The sequence below is a fragment of the Streptomyces sp. MS191 genome, assembly GCF_008042125.1.
In the GTDB taxonomy this organism is placed as follows: Bacteria; Actinomycetota; Actinomycetes; order Streptomycetales; family Streptomycetaceae; genus Streptomyces.
This window is the reverse complement of sequence record NZ_RDBI01000054.1, coordinates 305,576-322,549: the sequence shown is the minus strand read 5'-3', so window position 1 is coordinate 322,549 and position 16,974 is coordinate 305,576. Positions and strand designations below refer to the sequence as shown.

Below are 16,974 nucleotides of genomic sequence, written 5' to 3'. Positions count from 1 at the left end.
CGCGGTCCGGATCGCCGCGGCCCGCCACCCCGTCCCGCGCGGCGCCGCCGTGCGCCGGCTCGCGGCGAGGGTCTCGGGACAGGTCCACGAGGCCGCGCGCCGTTGCCTCGTCCCCGGACAGCCCGCCCCGGGCTACCAGGCGCCCGTGCCGCACCAGGACGTGCCGCAGGCGCCGGTCGATCCGCGGACCGGTGCCGCCTGGCCCACGCCGGTCACGCACGACCAGCGTGAGCGGTCCGTGCCGGGTGCCCCGCTCGGCTACAACGCGGCCGTGGAGCTGTCCTCCGACCGGCTGCTGCGCAACAACAAGCAGAAGGCCAAGTCCAGCCGGAACCCCGGCGCCTCGGCCCGGTTCAAGCTCGGCGGCAAGAAGGAGGAGGCGGAGCGGCAGCGCAAGCTCGACCTGATCCGCACGCCCGTCCTGTCCTGCTACCGGATCGCGGTCATCTCCCTCAAGGGCGGTGTCGGCAAGACCACGACGACGACCGCGCTGGGCTCGACGCTGGCGACCGAGCGGCAGGACAAGATCCTGGCGATCGACGCCAACCCGGACGCCGGCACGCTCGGCCGCCGGGTGCGGCGCGAGACCGGGGCCACCATCCGCGACCTGGTGCAGGCGATCCCGTACCTCAACTCGTACATGGACATCCGCCGCTTCACCTCGCAGGCGCCCAGCGGTCTGGAGATCATCGCCAACGACGTGGACCCGGCCGTGTCGACGACCTTCAACGACGAGGACTACCGGCGGGCGATCGACGTCCTGGGCAAGCAGTACCCGATCATCCTCACCGACTCGGGCACCGGTCTGCTCTACAGCGCGATGCGCGGTGTGCTCGACCTCGCCGACCAGCTGATCATCATCTCGACGCCGTCCGTCGACGGTGCGTCCAGTGCCTCGACGACGCTCGACTGGCTCTCCGCACACGGGTACGCGGAGCTGGTGCAGCGCTCGATCACGGTCATCTCGGGTGTCCGCGAGACCGGCAAGATGATCAAGGTCGACGACATCGTGCAGCACTTCCAGACCCGCTGCCGCGGGGTCGTCGTGGTGCCGTTCGACGAGCACCTGTCCGCGGGCGCCGAGGTCGACCTCGACATGATGCGGCCGAAGACGCGCGAGGCCTACTTCAACCTGTCGGCGATGGTCGCGGAGGACTTCGCGCGGGCGCAGCAGGCCCAGGGCCTGTGGACCGGCGACGGTCAGGGCGGTCTGCCGCCGCACATGGCCCCGCCGATGCCCGGTCAGCCGCAGCCGTACCCCGGCCAGCAGCCGTACCCGCCGCAGCCCGGCCAGCACGGCGTGCCGGGGCAGCAGCAGCCGTACGCGCCCCAGGCCCCGCAGCCCGGGCAGCCGTACGGCGCCCCGGGTGGTCACCCGCAGGCCCCGCAGCAGCCGTACCCGCCGCAGCCCGGCCAGCCCGGCCAGTACGCAACTCCGCAGCAGCCGGGGCAGCCCGGAATGCCGCAGGGCTGGCAGCAGCAGCCCTACCCGCAAGCGGAGCAGCAGACTCCCGCGCCGCCCGCCGGATGGCCGCAGCAGCAGCCTCCGCAGGCACCCCCGCAGGCTCCGCCAGCCCCTCAGCAGTAAGGCGTCAGAGGACTGGACCAATGAGGCCCCGCATCGGCTCCCCGATGCGGGGCCTCATCGCATTCCCGCAGCCCACAAGGGGTTTGAGTCATCGTTGACGCATGTCGGCCACCGCTGATAGACCTTCGCTTCACCAGTTGGCGCCCCAAGATCCACGACGCGAGGTCACGTCCCATGGTCATGGTCACGAAGGTTCCACCCCGTCCGGTCGCCCCAGGCAGACTCGTCCGACTCCTCCTCGCCGCCGGTGTCACCGCCACCACGCTGGCGGCGGTACCGCAGGCCGCCCAGGCCGCGCCGGCCGCCGAGGGCGACGCCAAGAGCGGCGGCAACACGCTCACCGTGGCGGTCTCTCAGAGCATCGACTCGCTGAGCCCGTTCCTCGCCCAGAAGCTCACCTCGACCAGCATCCACCGGTTGGCGTACGAGTACCTGACGAACTACGACCCGAAGGACGCCAAGCCCATCCCGGGCCTGGCGACCTCGTGGACGTCGTCCCCGGACAAGCTGACCTGGACCTACACGATCCGCAAGGACTCGAAGTGGTCCGACGGGCAGCAGGCCACCGCCGAGGACGCGGCCTGGACCTTCACCAAGATGATGACGGACGAGAACGCCGCCACCGCCAACGGCAGCTTCACGTCGAACTTCAGGAAGGTCAGCGCGCCCGACCCGCAGACACTGGTCATCGAGCTGAAGAAGCCTCAGGCGACCATGACGGCGCTCGACGTGCCGATCGTGCCCAAGCACGTCTGGGAGAAGGTCGGCGACTTCTCGAAGTTCAACAACGACAAGCAGTTCCCGATCGTCGGCAACGGCCCGTACGTCATCACGGACTTCAAGGTCGACCAGTACATCAAGCTGAAGCCGAACAAGTCCTTCTGGCGCGGCGCACCGAAGTTCGACGAGCTGGTGTTCAAGTACTACAAGGACGGTGACGCGGCCGTCGCCGCGCTGCAGAAGGGCGAGGTGTCCTTCGTACCGAACCTGACCCCCGCTCAGGCCGACGCGCTGAAGACCGCGAAGAACATCAAGGTCAACGACGCCCCCGGCCGGCGCTTCTTCGCGATCGCCACCAACCCGGGCGCCCGCTCCAAGGACGGCAAGACCTTCGGCAACGGCCACCCGGCGCTGCTCGACCCCGCCGTCCGCAAGGCGCTCTTCCTCGCCGTGGACCGCACCGCCATCGTCGACAAGGTCTTCCAGGGCCACGCCGTCGAGGGCGAGGGCTACATCCCGCCGCGCTTCGGCTCCTACTTCTGGAAGCCCGAGGGCGCGCAGAAGCTGGCCTACGACCCCGCCAAGGCGGAGCAGGTCCTCGACCAGGCCGGATACCGGAAGAACGGCGCGGGCAAGCGCGTCGGCAAGGACGGCAGGCCGCTGGACTTCCGGATCCTGTGCCACGCCACCGACCCGAACGACAAGGCGATCGGCAAGTACCTCCAGGAGTGGTGGGGCAAGCTCGGCATCGGCCTGAAGGTCGAGTGCCTCGACAGCGTCAGCGACCCCTGGCTCAAGGGCGACTACGACCTGGCCTTCGACGGCTGGTCGGTGAACCCGGACCCGGACTACGTGCTGTCCATCCACACCTGCGGCACCCTCCCGGCGACGCCGAAGGACTCCGGCGCCACCGACAACTTCATCTGCGACCGCCAGTTCGACACGCTGTACGCGCAGCAGGCGGTGGAGTACGACGCCGCCAAGCGGGCGGATCTGGTCAAGCAGATGCAGTCCAGGCTGTACGACACCGGGTACATGAACATCATGGCGTACCCGAACGCCCTCGAGGCGTACCGAACGGACCAGATCAAGTCGATCACGACGATGCCCGAGGCCGCGGGCAACCTGTGGGGCCAGGACGGCTACTGGAGCTGGTGGTCGGCCGTGCCGACGGCCTCGGCCGGCGGTTCCGGCTCGGACGGCGGCTCCTCCACCGGAGTGATCGTGGGCATCGGCGCGGCCGTGGTGGTCGTGGTCGGTCTCGGCGTCCTCCTCGGCCTGCGGCGCCGCTCCACCGCCGACGACCGCGAGTAGTCGTGACGACGGCAAGCACCCCCGCCGACGTGGCGCGGACCGAACCGGTCCGCGCCACGGACGGCGCCTCTCGCACCGGGACGACGCTCCACTACCTCCGCTACGTCGCGGGCAAGCTGGGCGGCGCGGCCGTCTCGCTGTTCGCCGTGCTGGTCACCAGCTTCTTCCTGTTCCGGATCGTCCCCGGTGACCCGGTCAAGGCGATGACGCACGGCATCCCGACCTCGGCCGAACAGCTGGCGACCCTGCGCCGGCAGTTCGGGCTCGACCTGCCGCTGTGGCAGCAGTTCGCCGAGTACTGCACCAAGGCGCTGAGCGGCGATCTCGGCACCTCGTACCAGTTCCACGCCCCGGTCGGCGAGCTGATCGCGCAGAAGCTCCCCGCGACGCTGCTGCTGACCGGCGTGGCCGTCCTCGTCTACTCGGCGCTCGGGCTCTGGCTCGGCACCCGCTCCGCCTGGAACCACGGCGGGCTCGGCGACCGGGTGAACACCGGCCTCGCGCTGACCCTGTGGTCCGTGCCGTCGTTCTGGCTGGGCCTGCTGCTGATCATCGTCTTCTCCGTCGGCGCCGGCCCGATCCCGGGCCTCTTCCCGACCGGCGGCATGGAGTCGGGGACCGGCGAGACGGGCTTCGCGTACGCGCTCGACGTCGCCCACCACCTGGTCCTGCCGGTGGTCACCCTGGTCGCCGTCGGCTACGCCCAGACGCTGCTCGTGATGCGCTCCTCGTTGCTGGACGAGATGGGCAGCGACTACCTGACGACGGCACGGGCCAAGGGCCTGCGCGACGACGTCGTCCGGCGCCGGCACGCGGTGCCCAACGCGCTCCTGCCGACGGTGACGATGGTCTTCATCAACCTGGGGCACGTGGCGGCCGGATCGATCCTGGTCGAGACGGTCTTCTCGTGGCCCGGCCTCGGCGGCCTGTTCTACCAGGCGCTCAGCGTGCCGGACCTGCCACTCGTCCAGGGCCTGTTCGTGGTCTTCGCCGGCGCGATGATCCTGATGAACCTGATCGCCGACCTGCTCTATCCGCTGCTCGACCCCCGGGTGGGCCGATGACGACGACCTCTCTGACATGGACCCGGCGCAGGAACGCCGTGTCCCGCTTCTGGCGGCAGTACCGCGGTCACCGTGCCGGCCTGTACGGCCTGGCGGGACTCGCCCTGATCGCCCTGCTGGCGGTCACGGCCCCGCTGACCGTCGGCGCCGACGTGCAGTCGGTGACGAACGCCCCCGGCACCGCGCTGGAGTCGCCGAGCGCCGAGTTCCCGCTCGGTACGGACCAGTTCGGCCGGTCCCTGCTCGGACTGCTGATCTGGGGCGCGCGGATCTCCCTGCTGGTGGGACTGCTCGCGGCGACCCTGTCGGTCGCCATCGGCACCCTGGTCGGGATCATCGCGGGCCATTACGGCGGCTGGTTCTCCACCGTCGTCATGCGTGTCACCGACTGGTTCCTGGTCATGCCGACGCTCGTCCTCGCGATCGTGCTCGCCACGGTCATGGACCGGTCCATGTGGACGGTCATCCTGGCGATCGGCGTCACGAGCTGGCCGACCACCGCCCGGCTGGTGCGCGCGCAGACGATCGCGGTGGAGTCCCGGCCGTACATCGAACGGGCCACCGCCCTGGGCGGCGGGCACGGGCACGTCATGACCCGGCACGTGCTGCCCAACGTCATGCCGCTGGTGCTCGCGCAGACGACGCTGGGCATCTCCACCGCGATCCTCACCGAGGCGACGCTGGCCTTCCTCGGCCTGGGCGACCCGACGGTGGTGTCCTGGGGCGGCATGCTCCAGGACGCCCGGGAGGCGGGCGCGGTCTCCTCCGGCCACTGGTGGTACCTGGCCCCGCCCGGGATCGCGATCGCCCTGGTGGCGCTCGCCTTCACGCTGTGCGGACGGGCCATCGAGGCCGTTCTCAACCCGAAGCTGGGGGTGGGGCGTTGAGCCTCCTCGAAGTACGGAATCTGACCGTGACGTACGGCACGGGAGGGTCCGCCGTCCCCGCCGTGCGCGGCGTCGACCTGACCCTGGCGCCGGGAACCAAGCTCGGTGTGGCCGGCGAGTCCGGCTGCGGCAAGTCGACGATGGCGCTGGCGATGCTGCGGCTGCTGCCGCCCACGGCCCGGCTGACCGGCGAGATCCTGCTCGACGGCGAGGACGTGCTGGCGATGAAGTGGGGCCGGCTGCGGGCGGTGCGCTGGGCGGGGGCGTCGATCGTCTTCCAGGGCGCGATGCACTCGCTGAACGCGGTGCAGCGGATCGGGGACCAGATCGCCGAGCCGCTGCTCGTGCACGGGCGGGCGACCCCGGCCGCCGCGCGCGAGCGGGTCGGCGCGCTCCTGGAACAGGTGGGACTGCCGGTGTCCCGGGCACAGGCGTACCCGCACGAGCTCTCGGGCGGGCAGCGTCAGCGGGTGATGATCGCGATGGCGCTGGCCTGCGATCCCCGGCTGATCGTGGCCGACGAGCCGACGACCGCGCTGGACGTGATGATCCAGGCGCAGATCCTTCGGCTGATCGAGCGGCTGGTCGCCGACGAGGACATCAGCCTGCTGATGATCAGCCACGACCTGGCCGTGCTCGCCGAGACCTGCGACCGGCTCGCGGTGATGTACGCGGGCCGGGTGGTCGAGGAGGGCCCGGCGCGGGAGGTGTACGAGGCCGCGCAGCACCCCTACGGGCGGGCGCTGTCCTCGGCCTTCCCCCGGATCGGCGACCCGGCGTCCCGGCGGGCGCCGCGGGGGCTGCCGGGCGATCCGCCGGACCCGGCGGACCTGCCCGCCGGCTGCTCGTTCCACCCGCGCTGTCCGGTGGCGGTGGAGGAGTGCGGCGAGCGGGACCAGGAGCTGCGGGCAGCGGGCGCGGAGCGCCGGGCGGCCTGCGTACACGTCGGGAGTACGTCATGAGCACGGTGGTGTCGGACGCCTCGGCCTCGGAGCCCGTGAGGCCTTCGCGGGACGCGGAACCGGCCCCGGAGAGGACCGGGCCGGCTCCGCGGGCGGGCGCGGACGGGGACCGGGTGACGAGCCCGCTGCTGTCGGCGTCCGGACTGCACGTCACCTTCCCCGGACGGCGCGGAGCGCCGGCCGCGCGGGCCGTGGACGGGGTGGACCTGGACATCGGCGCGGGCGAGATCGTGGCCCTGGTCGGCGAGTCCGGCTGCGGCAAGACGACGCTGGCGCGCTCGCTCCTCGGGCTGGTCCCGCCGACGTCCGGCGGGATCACCTTCGCCGGCGAGCCGCTGTCGTACACCTCCCGCGCCCTGAAGGCGTACCGCAAGCGGGCCCAGCTCGTCCTCCAGGACCCCAGTGGCTCGCTCAACCCGCGGCACACGGTCTACGAGGCGGTGGCGGAGGGGCTGCGCATCCACGGCTGTCAGGGGGACGAGCGGGAGGCCGTGGCCGGGGCGCTGGCGCGGGCCGGTCTGCGCCCGCCGGAGCGCTTCTTCCTGCGCTATCCGCACGAGCTGTCCGGCGGGCAGCGGCAGCGGGTCGTCATCGCGGGCGCCCTGGTGCTGGAGCCCGAACTGATCGTCGCGGACGAGCCGGTGGCATCGCTGGACGCGTCGGTGCGGGGCGAGATCCTGGCGCTGCTGCTGCGCCTGCGGGACGAACTGGGGCTGTCGGCGCTGGTGGTGACGCACGATCTGGGCCTGGCCTGGAACATCGCGGACCGGGTGGCGGTGATGTACCTGGGGCGGATCGTGGAGACCGGGACCGTGGAGTCGGTCCTGACGTCCCCTCGGCACCCGTACACGCAGGCCCTGCTGTCGGTGCTGCCCGAGTCGGGGACGGAACCGGTGATCCTGACGGGCGAGCCGCCGGACCCGTCCCGTATCCCGTCCGGCTGCCGGTTCCACGCCCGCTGCCACGTCCTGGCCTCGGGCCGGGCGGCCGCGGTCGCGGACCGCTGCCGGGGCGAGGCCCTGCCGGTCCTGTCCGGCGACGGGACACGCGACGCGGCCTGCCACTGGGCGGCCGCCGGGAGCTGAGCGGGGCCGAGACGGCCGCCCGCCGTGCGTCCGGCGGGCGGGTGGCCCGGGGGCCCGGTCCGCCCGGACGGGACAGCCCTTACCGCAGGTCGTAGGCCTCGGTCAGCTCGCGGCACCGCTTGACGTCCGCCGCCATGGCGACGAGCAGGTCGTCCAGGGTGTCGAACTTCAGCATCCCCCGGACGTAGGCGAGGAAGTCCACGGCCACGTGCAGGCCGTACAGGTCGAGCCCCTCACGGTCGATGGCGTACGCCTCGACGGTCCGCTCGGTGCCGTTGAACTGGGGGTTCGTGCCGACCGAGATCGCCGCCGGCATCCGCTCGCCGTCGGCCGTCAGCCAGCCGGCGTACACGCCGTCCGCCGGGATCGCCGTGTGCGGCAGGGTCTCGACGTTGGCGGTCGGGAAGCCGAGCTCGCGGCCCCGCTGCGCGCCGCGCACGACCACGCCCTCGACGCGGTGCGGCCGGCCGAGGATCTCGGCGGCGCCCGCCATGTCGCCCTCGGCGACCAGTCGGCGGGTGAGCGTGGAGGAGAACGGGTCCCCGCCGCCCGCGGTGCCGCTCACGTAGAGGTCGATGACCTCGACCTCGTAGTCGTAGGTCGCGCCCAGTTCCGTCAGGAAGGCGACGTTGCCGGCCGCGCGGTGCCCGAAGCGGAAGTTCGGGCCCTCGATGACGGCCTTCGCGTGCAGCTTGTCGACCAGGACCTTCACGATGAAGTCCGCCGGGGACAGCTGCGAGAACTCGGCCGTGAAGGGCAGGATCAGCACCGCGTCGACGCCCAGCTCCGCCATGAGCTCCGCGCGCCGGTGGTGCGGGGCGAGCAGCGGCGGGTGGCTGCCGGGCCGCACCACCTCGGAGGGGTGCGGGTCGAAGGTGACGACGACCGCGGGGACGCCCAGCTCGCGGGCGCGCTCCACCGCCCGTCCGATGATCAGCTGGTGCCCGCGGTGCACACCGTCGTAGGAGCCGATGGTGACGACGCTGCGCCCCCAGTCCTGGGGGATGTCCTCCAAGCCACGCCAGCGCTGCACTGTGACCGCTCCTCATCCGCCTGTTCGCCGATTACGCAGGTCTAAGACTGCCATGTCCCCGGCCGTCCGTTCGCATCGGCATGGAACTGCCGAGGCCCGACAGGGTGCGGCGGGTGCTCGGGCCGACGAGCAGGGCCCAGTCGTCCGGGGCGGCCGACAGCCAGCCCACCAGCAGCGCGCCGAAACGGGGCACTTCGCGCGCGAGCTCGACGAGGCGACGGTCGAAGCGGGTGGCCCCCTGCGGGGTGCGCACGAGGAGCAGCCCGACACGGTGGACGAGGTCCCGGGTGCGGCCTTCCGTGCGGCGCTCGCAGTCGAGGGCGGCGGCACGCAGCAGGGCGTCGAGGACGGCGGGATCCCGCGTCCGGTCGTACTCGAAGTGCAGGAGCACGTCGAGGAGCTCGGCCCGCAGGAGCCGGGAGGCACCGGTGCCGGGCGCGGCGAGGACGGGCGCCAGGGCGCACCGGACCTCGGCCGGATGTCCCAGGATCAGGCCCGTGACCAGGGGGAACAGGACGGCTCGGGCGGTGGGGCCGTCCTCCAGGCGGCGGTCGACGAAGGCGGCGACCGGTCCGGCGTCCTCGGGGTGGCGGCCGACGTGGTCGCGGACGAGGGCGGCGGCCCGGCGGGCGAGGGCGTTCCGCGACCGCCTCGACACCGGCGGGCGAGGGCGGGCGTGGTGAGGCGGGCGAGGACGCGCAGCACCTCGTCCGCCCGCTCGGGCCCGCCGGTGTCGAGGCGGTCGCGGAAGGCGGCGAGGACCGGCTCGGGGTGGGTGGCGAGCGCGGCGGCGAGCGCCGCCGCCGGGACCGTCGGATCCGCCAGCGCCCGCGCCAGGTGGCGGGGACGGCTGTGCGGGTCGCGGACCAGCAGACCGAGGGCGGGGCCGTGCAGGGCGGGATCGCCGGGCCGCGCGAGCAGGGCGAGCGCGGCGTAGCGCAGGAGCTCGCGGTCGGGTCCGGTCGTGACGTGTCCGGCGACGAGGCCGCCGTACGCCGCCGCTGCCGCACGCCGCTCCGGGCGGCCGTCGTCGTGCGCCCAGCGGTCGACGGCCCGGGCCACGGCGGCCGGCTCGTCCTCGGCGAGCGCGGCGAGCAGCCCTTCGGCCAGTGGGTGCGCGGTGGCGACGAGTGCCTCGCACAGGTCGTCGACGGCGAGCCGGCGGTGGGTGTGGAGCAGAGCCTGGGCGGCGGTCGCGACCGTGGCGTGCGGGGCCGCGGGCAGCGCCCGTACGTCGGCGAACCAGCGGCAGAGCGCCGGCTGCACGTCCCGGGGCCGGGCGGCCAGCCGGGCGGCCACGGTGTCCAGGTAGCGGGCCGGGCCGGCCGGGCCGCCGGGCGGGGGGTCGGCGGTCACCAGGCGCCGCAGCAGGTCCATCCGTTCGTCCTCGCCGAGGCGCAGCGCCTCCCAGAACGAGGGGCCGAAGGAGGCTAACACCCCGGGCGGTCCGGGGGCGGGGGCCGGCGTGCCGGGCCCGGCGGGCGGGACCGCGACGGGGCCGCGCGGCTGCGGGACCGTCGGGAGTTCCGGCCTCCCGCGGCCGATCCGGTCCGCCAGGAGGCGCAGGACCGGCAGGCAGGGCCTGGGGTCGGGCAGCCCGAGCAGGGTCCCGGCCAGCAGGCGGGCCGCCCACCACGCCTCGTCGGTGCCGCCGAGGTCGGAGTCCGCGCAGCGGTCCAGGGATTCGGCCAGGGCCGCCAGCCGGGGCACGAGCGCCGCGGTGCCGTCGTCCCTGGCGAGCTGGAGCAGGGCCTGCAGGACCGGGCCGATCCGGTGGCGCGGGACGGGAGCGGCGCACGGGGGCCTGTCCGCGACCGCGGTCCTGCCGCGGTGGACCAGGGCGTCCAGGGCGCCGTCGACGTCCAGGTGCGCGCCCTGGAGCCGGTCGGCGAGTTCCTCGTGTCCGAAGCGGTAGCCGTCGCCCGCCGGCACGAGGAGGCCCTCGGCCAGGACGGCCGGGGCCCAGCCCGTGCTCCACGGGAAGAGCGTCTCGAAGGACGCGCGGTCGAGCGCGCCCTGTCCGGGGCCGAGGCAACGGCGCGCGGCCTCGTGGACCTGTCCCGAGACCCTCGCCGCGAGCCGGCGCACGGCGGCGCCGCGCGGGACGGGGTGGCGGGCCGCGGCGATCCGGACCGCGATCCGCAGGCACACCAGGTCGAGGTGTGCGGTGAGGATCTCCGTGCGGCCCGGCCGGCCCGGCACGTCCGCGGGCAGTGCCGCCCGTACCTCGGCGAGCAGCCGTAGCGCGAGCGGGTGCCTGGCGTCCTCGGCGGCGAGATCGGCGTCGGAGAGCCCGTAGCGCTCCCGCGCGGTCCGTGCCTCCTCCTCGGACAGGTCGCCGAGGAGGACGGGGTCGCCGGCGCCGCCGGGCCCGTAGAGCGGCCGGGCCTGTTCCCAGTGCTCCGGTCGGCAGCCGAGGAGCAGGCGGACGTCGTGGGCGCGGAGCCAGCGTTCGGTCCCGCGCGTCCACGCGGCGAGGCGGGCGGCGAGGGCGGGCGGCATCTCCTCCGGGCCGTCGAGGACGACCAGCAGCGGTCGGCCGGCGTCCCGGGCGAGGGCGGCCACGCGTTCGGGGGTGGCGGTCGTGAGGTCGCCGCGCGCGCCGGAGGCGGCGACGATCCGGCCGGCCCGTTCCAGGGCGCGGCCGACGGCGGTGGCGACCGTGTCGTCCTCGGTGCGCAGGTCGGCGCCCCGCAGCCAGACGGTGGGGGCGGGCTCCGCTCCGCGTGCCCGGTGGGCGCAGTGGGCCGCGAGGGCGGTGGTCCGCCCGCTGCCGGGGACGCCGACGAGGGCGAGGACCGGGGTCCGGGACGCGGCGAAGGCGGCCAACGCCCCCGTGCAGTCGGCCCGTTCGACGGGTGCGGGCCACGGCTGCGGGGCGCTGTCGGCGGTCCGGTGACCGGGGGCGTCGCCCGCGGCTCCCGTGCCGCCGGCGGTGGCGAGGGCGGTGCAGGTGGCGGTGAGCTCCAGGACGCCGGCCAGGTTCAGGTCGCGTCCGTAGCAGGGGACGGTGGCGGCGTTGTGCCGGAGCAGCGCCGCCAGCGGCCGGGCGGCGGCCGGCGGGACCGCGTGTCCGGCGGCCGGCCGGTCGCCGTGCAGCGCCGTCCCGAGGACGCCGAGGACGGCGCCGGTGGCGGCGTCCAGGACGGGTCCGCCCGCCCCCCGGCCGCCGGGCCGCAGCGCTTCGGCGCCTTCGGTGCCGACGGCCAGGGCGAGCGCTTCGCCGATCAGGTGGCCGCGGCCGGCGGCCGTGTAGGTGGCGGGACCGGTGCCGAGGACCCGGGCCTCCCGCCAGCCGTGGGCGGCGATCAGGACGTAGTCGCCGGGTTCGGCCGCGGGCCGCTGCGCGATCGGCAGCGGGGGGACGCCGAGCCCTTCGGTCCGCACCAGGGCGAGGCCGTGTTCGGGCAGCGGGGTGACGGCCGCCGCCGCGGCGAGGCACGTCCGGTCGCCGGGGGCGTGCACGACGACCCGGGAGAGGCCGTCGACGACCTCGTGGGCGGTGACGACGGTGCCGCGGTCGTCGGCGAGGAACCCTATGCCCCGGGGCAGGCCCGCCGGATCGCAGATCCGTACCAGCGTCGCCAGGTCCCCGCTTCCCATGGGTCGACGTTAGGTCGGCGGTGATCACCGGGAGAAGCGCGGACCTCGAAAGCGCCCCGTGCGCTCCCCCGGTTCACTCCGAGCGCCTGCCCGAACGGGTGAGGCGGGCGGCTGCGGTGGACAGACAGTCCTCCGAGGGGGGCGTGGGGGCGGGCACGCGTGCGTGCCCGCCCCCACGAAGAGACGGCGAGGTGAGCCGAGGACGGCGGAGAGCGTCAGCCGAAGACGGCCAGGCTCTTGGCCTTGCCCTTCTGCTCCTCGACCAGGGCGAGCAGTCCGCCCTCGGGGCCGAAGACCGCGACCGGACCCGGCGGGTACGCCGGCATCTCCAGACGGACCCCGTTCAGCAGCAGCCGGGCCCGCTTCTCGTCGACGTCCCAGCGGGGGAACGCCGCCGAGGCGGCCTCGGCGACCGGCATGACGGTCAGCTCCTCCTGGAGCTGGTCGAGGGTCTTCGCGGCGTCCAGCTTGTACGGGCCGACCCGGGTGCGGCGCAGGGCGGTCAGATGCCCGCCCACGCCGAGTCCCGCGCCGAGGTCCCGGGCGAGGGCCCGGATGTACGTGCCGGAGGAGCACACCACCGAGACGATCAGGTCGACGACCGGGGTGCCGTCCTCGGCGACGGCCTCCCGGACGTCGTAGACCCGGAAGGAGAAGACGGTCACCGGGCGGGCCGGGATCTCGAACTCCTCGCCGCCGCGCACCCGCGCGTACGAGCGCTTGCCGTCGATCTTGATGGCGGAGACCTTCGACGGCACCTGCATGATGGCGCCGGTCAGTTCGGCCACGCCCGCGTCGATGCCTTCGCGGGTGACCCCGGACGCGTCCACGGAGGCGGTGATCTCACCCTCGGCGTCGTCGGTGATCGTGGTCTGGCCGAGCCGGATGGTGCCGAGGTACTCCTTCTCGGTCAGCGCGAGGTGACCGAGCAGCTTGGTCGCCCGCTCCACGCCGAGGACGAGGACGCCCGTGGCCATGGGGTCGAGCGTGCCGGCGTGGCCGACGCGACGGGTCCTGGCGATCCCGCGCATCTTGGCCACGACATCGTGCGAGGTGAAGCCCGACGGCTTGTCGACGATGACAAGGCCGTCGGGCGTCTTGTTCTGCGTGCTCATTCGGCGGTCGTGCCGTCCTCGTCCTCGTCCGGCTTGCGGTACGGGTCGGCCTCGCCGGCGTAGGCGGCGCCCGAGGACGCCTCCCGCACCTTGGCGTCCGAGGCCCGCGCCTTGTCGAGGAGGTCCTCGATCGTCTTGGCGGTCTCCGGAAGGGCGTCCGCGACGAAGGTCAGCGTCGGGGTGAACTTCGTCCCGGCCGCGGCACCGACGGCGGACCGCAGGATGCCCTTGGCGCTCTCCAGGCCCGCTGCGGCGCTGGCCCGCTCCTCGTCGTCGCCGTAGACCGTGTAGAAGACCGTGGCCTCCCGCAGGTCACCGGTGACGCGGGTGTCCGTGATGGTCACGTGCGTACCCAGGCGCGGGTCCTTGATGCCGCGCTGCAGCTTCTCGGCGACCACCTCCCGGATGAGGTCCGCCAGCTTCTTCGCCCGCGCGTTGTCGGCCACTGGTCCTTCTCCTCTTTCGTACTTCTCGTACGACTCGTACTTCTCGTGGTGCTCAGGTTCAGTCTTCGTCGGTGTGGAGCCTGCGTCGAACCGACAGCAGTTCCACCTCGGGCCGGGCGGCGACCAGGCGCTCGCACCGGTCCAGCACGCCGCTCAGGTGCCCGGGATCCCCCGAGACCATCGCGACGCCGATCCGGGCCCGTCGATGGAGGTTCTGGTCGCCGACCTCCGCCACGCTCAGCCCGAACTTCCGCTGGAGCTCGGCGACGATCGGCTTGACGACGGAGCGCTTCTCCTTCAGCGACCGTACGTCGCCGAGGAGCAGATCGAAGGACAGTGTCCCCACATACATGTATGTCCGGATGTCCCGCCGGTTCGGGTTCAGTGGCCCCGCCGACCACTCGGCGGGGACATCGGAACCGACCGTACACGCAACGGCCGGGGCCGATCGACGGAATAGTTTCCGCCGACCGGCCCCGGCTCACTGCTGCGATCAGACGCGCGGCTTCTCGCGCATCTCGTACGTCGCGATGACGTCGTCGATCTTGATGTCGTTGAAGTTTCCGAGGTTGATACCACCCTCGAAGCCTTCGCGGATCTCGGTGACGTCGTCCTTGAAGCGGCGCAGACCGTGGATCGTGAGGTCCTCGGCGATGACCTTGCCGTCGCGGACGAGGCGCGCCTTGGTGTTGCGCTTGACCTCGCCGGAGCGGATGAGGACACCGGCGATGTTGCCCAGCTTGGACGAGCGGAAGACCTCGCGGATCTCCGCCGTACCGAGCTCGACCTCTTCGTACTCCGGCTTGAGGAGACCCTTGAGGGCCGCCTCGATCTCCTCGATGGCCTGGTAGATCACCGAGTAGTACCGGACGTCGACGCCCTCGCGCTCCGCCATCTGCGCGGCACGGCCGGCCGCACGGACGTTGTAGCCGATGACGATGGCGTCGGAGCCCATCGCCAGGTCGATGTCGGACTCGGTGACCGCACCCACACCACGGTGCAGGACCCGGATGTCGACCTCTTCACCGACGTCGAGCTGGAGCAGCGAGGACTCGAGAGCCTCGACCGCACCGGACGCGTCGCCCTTGATGATGAGGTTGAGTTCCTGGACCAGACCGGCCTTGAGCACCTTGTCGAGGTCCTCGAGGGACACCCGGCGGACGCGCTTGGCGAAGGCGGCGTTGCGCTCACGCGCAGCGCGCTTCTCGGCGATCTGACGGGCCGTACGGTCCTCGTCGACCACCAGAAGGTTGTCGCCGGCACCCGGCACGTTGGTGAGACCGAGCACCAGGACGGGAGTCGACGGGGTCGCCTCCTCGACGTTGTTGCCCTTGTCGTCGAGCATCGCCCGGACGCGGCCGTACGCGTCGCCGACCACCACGGTGTCGCCGATGCGCAGCGTTCCGCGCTGGACCAGGACGGTCGAGACGGCACCACGACCGCGGTCGAGGTGGGACTCGATCGCAATACCCTGCGCGTCCTGCTCCGGGTTGGCCCGCAGGTCGAGCGAGGCGTCGGCGGTGAGGACGACGGCCTCGAGCAGCGAGTCGATGTTCAGACCCTGCTTGGCGGAGATGTCGACGAACATCGTGTCGCCGCCGTACTCCTCGGCCACCAGACCGAACTCGGTCAGCTGACCACGGACCTTGGTCGGGTCCGCGCCCTCGACGTCGATCTTGTTGACCGCGACCACGATCGGCACGTCGGCCGCCTTGGCGTGGTTCAGCGCCTCGATCGTCTGAGGCATCACACCGTCGTTGGCCGCCACCACGAGGATCGCGATGTCGGTCGACTTCGCACCACGGGCACGCATGGCGGTGAACGCCTCGTGACCCGGGGTGTCGATGAAGGTGATCTTGCGCTCTTCACCGTTGACCTCGGTGCCGACCTGGTAGGCACCGATGTGCTGGGTGATGCCACCGGCCTCGCCCGCGACGACGTTCGTCTTGCGGATCGCGTCGAGCAGTCGGGTCTTACCGTGGTCGACGTGACCCATGACGGTGACGACCGGCGGACGGGAGACCAGAGCCTCTTCGCCGCCCTCGTCCTCGCCGAACTCGATGTCGAAGGACTCGAGGAGCTCGCGGTCCTCCTCCTCCGGGCTGACGATCTGAACCGTGTAGTTCATCTCGTCGCCGAGCATCTGCAGCGTGTCGTCGGAGACGGACTGCGTGGCCGTGACCATCTCGCCGAGGTTCATCATCACCGCGACGAGCGACGCCGGGTTGGCGCCGATCTTCTCGGCGAAGTCGGTGAGGGAGGCACCGCGCGACAGGCGAATGGTCTCGCCGTTGCCGCGAGGCAGCATCACGCCGCCGACCGACGGGGCCTGCATGGCCTCGTACTCCTGGCGCCTCTGCCGCTTCGACTTGCGACCACGACGCGCGGGACCGCCGGGACGGCCGAAGGCGCCCTGCGTGCCACCACGGCCACCGGGGCCACCGGGACGGCCACCGAAGCCGCCGGGACGACCGCCGAAGCCGCCGCCGCCACCGGGACCGCCGGGACGACCGCCGCCGCCACCGCCGGGACCGCCGGGACGACCGGCGAAGCCGCCGCCGCCACCGCCGGGACCGGCCGGACGACCGGCGAAGCCGCCGCCGGGACGACCGCCGCCGCCGCCACCCGCGGGACGACCGCCGGGGCCACCGGGACCACGACCGCCAGGACCGGGACGCGGGCCGGCAGCGGGACGCTGCGGCATCATGCCCGGGTTCGGACGGTTACCGCCGGGCGCGCCGCCCGGACGGGGAGCCTGCGGACGCGGCATGCCACCGGGGGTGGGACGCGCGCCGCCCGGGGCACCGGGGCCGCCGGAACGCGGCGCGCCGCCGGGTCCGCCCTGCGGACGCGGGGCACCCGGAACGGCACCGGGGCCGCCGGGACGCGGGGCACCGCCACCCGGACGGGGCGCCTGCGGGCGCGCCATTCCGGTGGAGCCACCCGACGTGAAGGGGTTGTTGCCCGGACGGGGACCGGCCGGACGGGCGCCCGGACGCGGCGCACCCTGACCCTGCGGACGCGGGGCACCCTGGCCCTGCGGACGCGGAGACTGCTGGCCGGGACGCGGGGCACCCTGGCCCTGCGGACGCGCCGCACCGCCACCGGAACGCTGACCGGCTGCCGGAGCGGCCGGGGGCGCGGTGAACTCGGGGGC

At 73.3% G+C, this 16,974-nt stretch carries 11 protein-coding genes and 1 pseudogene; 6 read left to right on the top strand and 6 right to left on the bottom strand.

Features of this window, described 5'->3' with window-relative positions:
- The 6 genes from EAO71_RS24540 to EAO71_RS24515 all read left to right on the top strand — a co-directional run.
- Window positions 1-1,588, top strand: a 1,588-nt coding sequence (locus tag EAO71_RS24540; RefSeq protein ID WP_261992320.1) for a MinD/ParA family ATP-binding protein, incomplete at its 5' end; no start/stop codon positions are given.
- A gap of 180 nt (window positions 1,589-1,768) precedes the next feature.
- Entirely contained in the window at window positions 1,769-3,622 is a 1,854-nt protein-coding gene (locus EAO71_RS24535; RefSeq protein ID WP_147979967.1) for an ABC transporter substrate-binding protein, read from the top strand.
- 2 nt (window positions 3,623-3,624) lie between these two features.
- On the top strand, window positions 3,625-4,686 hold the full coding sequence (locus EAO71_RS24530; RefSeq protein WP_147979966.1) for an ABC transporter permease: 1,062 nt from the start codon (window positions 3,625-3,627) through the stop codon (window positions 4,684-4,686).
- Window positions 4,683-5,573, top strand: coding sequence for an ABC transporter permease (locus EAO71_RS24525; protein WP_147979965.1), 891 nt, complete (start codon window positions 4,683-4,685; stop codon window positions 5,571-5,573). The genes EAO71_RS24530 and EAO71_RS24525 overlap by 4 nt, the downstream gene beginning before the upstream one ends.
- Entirely contained in the window at window positions 5,570-6,535 is a 966-nt protein-coding gene (locus EAO71_RS24520; protein WP_147979964.1) for an ABC transporter ATP-binding protein, read from the top strand. The genes EAO71_RS24525 and EAO71_RS24520 overlap by 4 nt, the downstream gene beginning before the upstream one ends.
- Window positions 6,532-7,620 (top strand): ABC transporter ATP-binding protein, encoded by a 1,089-nt coding sequence (locus EAO71_RS24515; protein ID WP_147979963.1) that lies wholly within the window; start codon window positions 6,532-6,534, stop codon window positions 7,618-7,620. The genes EAO71_RS24520 and EAO71_RS24515 overlap by 4 nt, the downstream gene beginning before the upstream one ends.
- Before the next feature lie 79 nt (window positions 7,621-7,699).
- Here the strand turns inward: EAO71_RS24515 and EAO71_RS24510 are convergent, their stop codons facing one another.
- The 6 genes and pseudogenes from EAO71_RS24510 to infB form a co-directional block, all read right to left on the bottom strand.
- Complete coding sequence (locus tag EAO71_RS24510; protein WP_147979962.1) at window positions 7,700-8,653, bottom strand: bifunctional riboflavin kinase/FAD synthetase; 954 nt, start codon at window positions 8,651-8,653, stop codon at window positions 7,700-7,702.
- Between the two features lie 31 nt (window positions 8,654-8,684).
- Window positions 8,685-12,256, bottom strand: a pseudogene (locus EAO71_RS24505) (trypsin-like peptidase domain-containing protein).
- Between the two features lie 215 nt (window positions 12,257-12,471).
- Window positions 12,472-13,371: a tRNA pseudouridine(55) synthase TruB gene (truB, locus tag EAO71_RS24500; protein ID WP_147979961.1), complete on the bottom strand. Its 900-nt coding sequence runs from the start codon at window positions 13,369-13,371 to the stop codon at window positions 12,472-12,474.
- Window positions 13,368-13,817, bottom strand: a complete 450-nt coding sequence (gene rbfA, locus EAO71_RS24495) for a 30S ribosome-binding factor RbfA (protein WP_147979960.1) — start codon at window positions 13,815-13,817, stop codon at window positions 13,368-13,370. Before rbfA ends, truB begins: the two co-directional genes overlap by 4 nt.
- Before the next feature lie 58 nt (window positions 13,818-13,875).
- Window positions 13,876-14,169, bottom strand: coding sequence for a DUF503 domain-containing protein (locus EAO71_RS24490; protein ID WP_147979959.1), 294 nt, complete (start codon window positions 14,167-14,169; stop codon window positions 13,876-13,878).
- 141 nt (window positions 14,170-14,310) lie between these two features.
- Window positions 14,311-16,974: translation initiation factor IF-2 (gene infB / locus EAO71_RS24485; RefSeq protein ID WP_261992319.1), on the bottom strand; the 2,664-nt coding region annotated here is incomplete at its 5' end.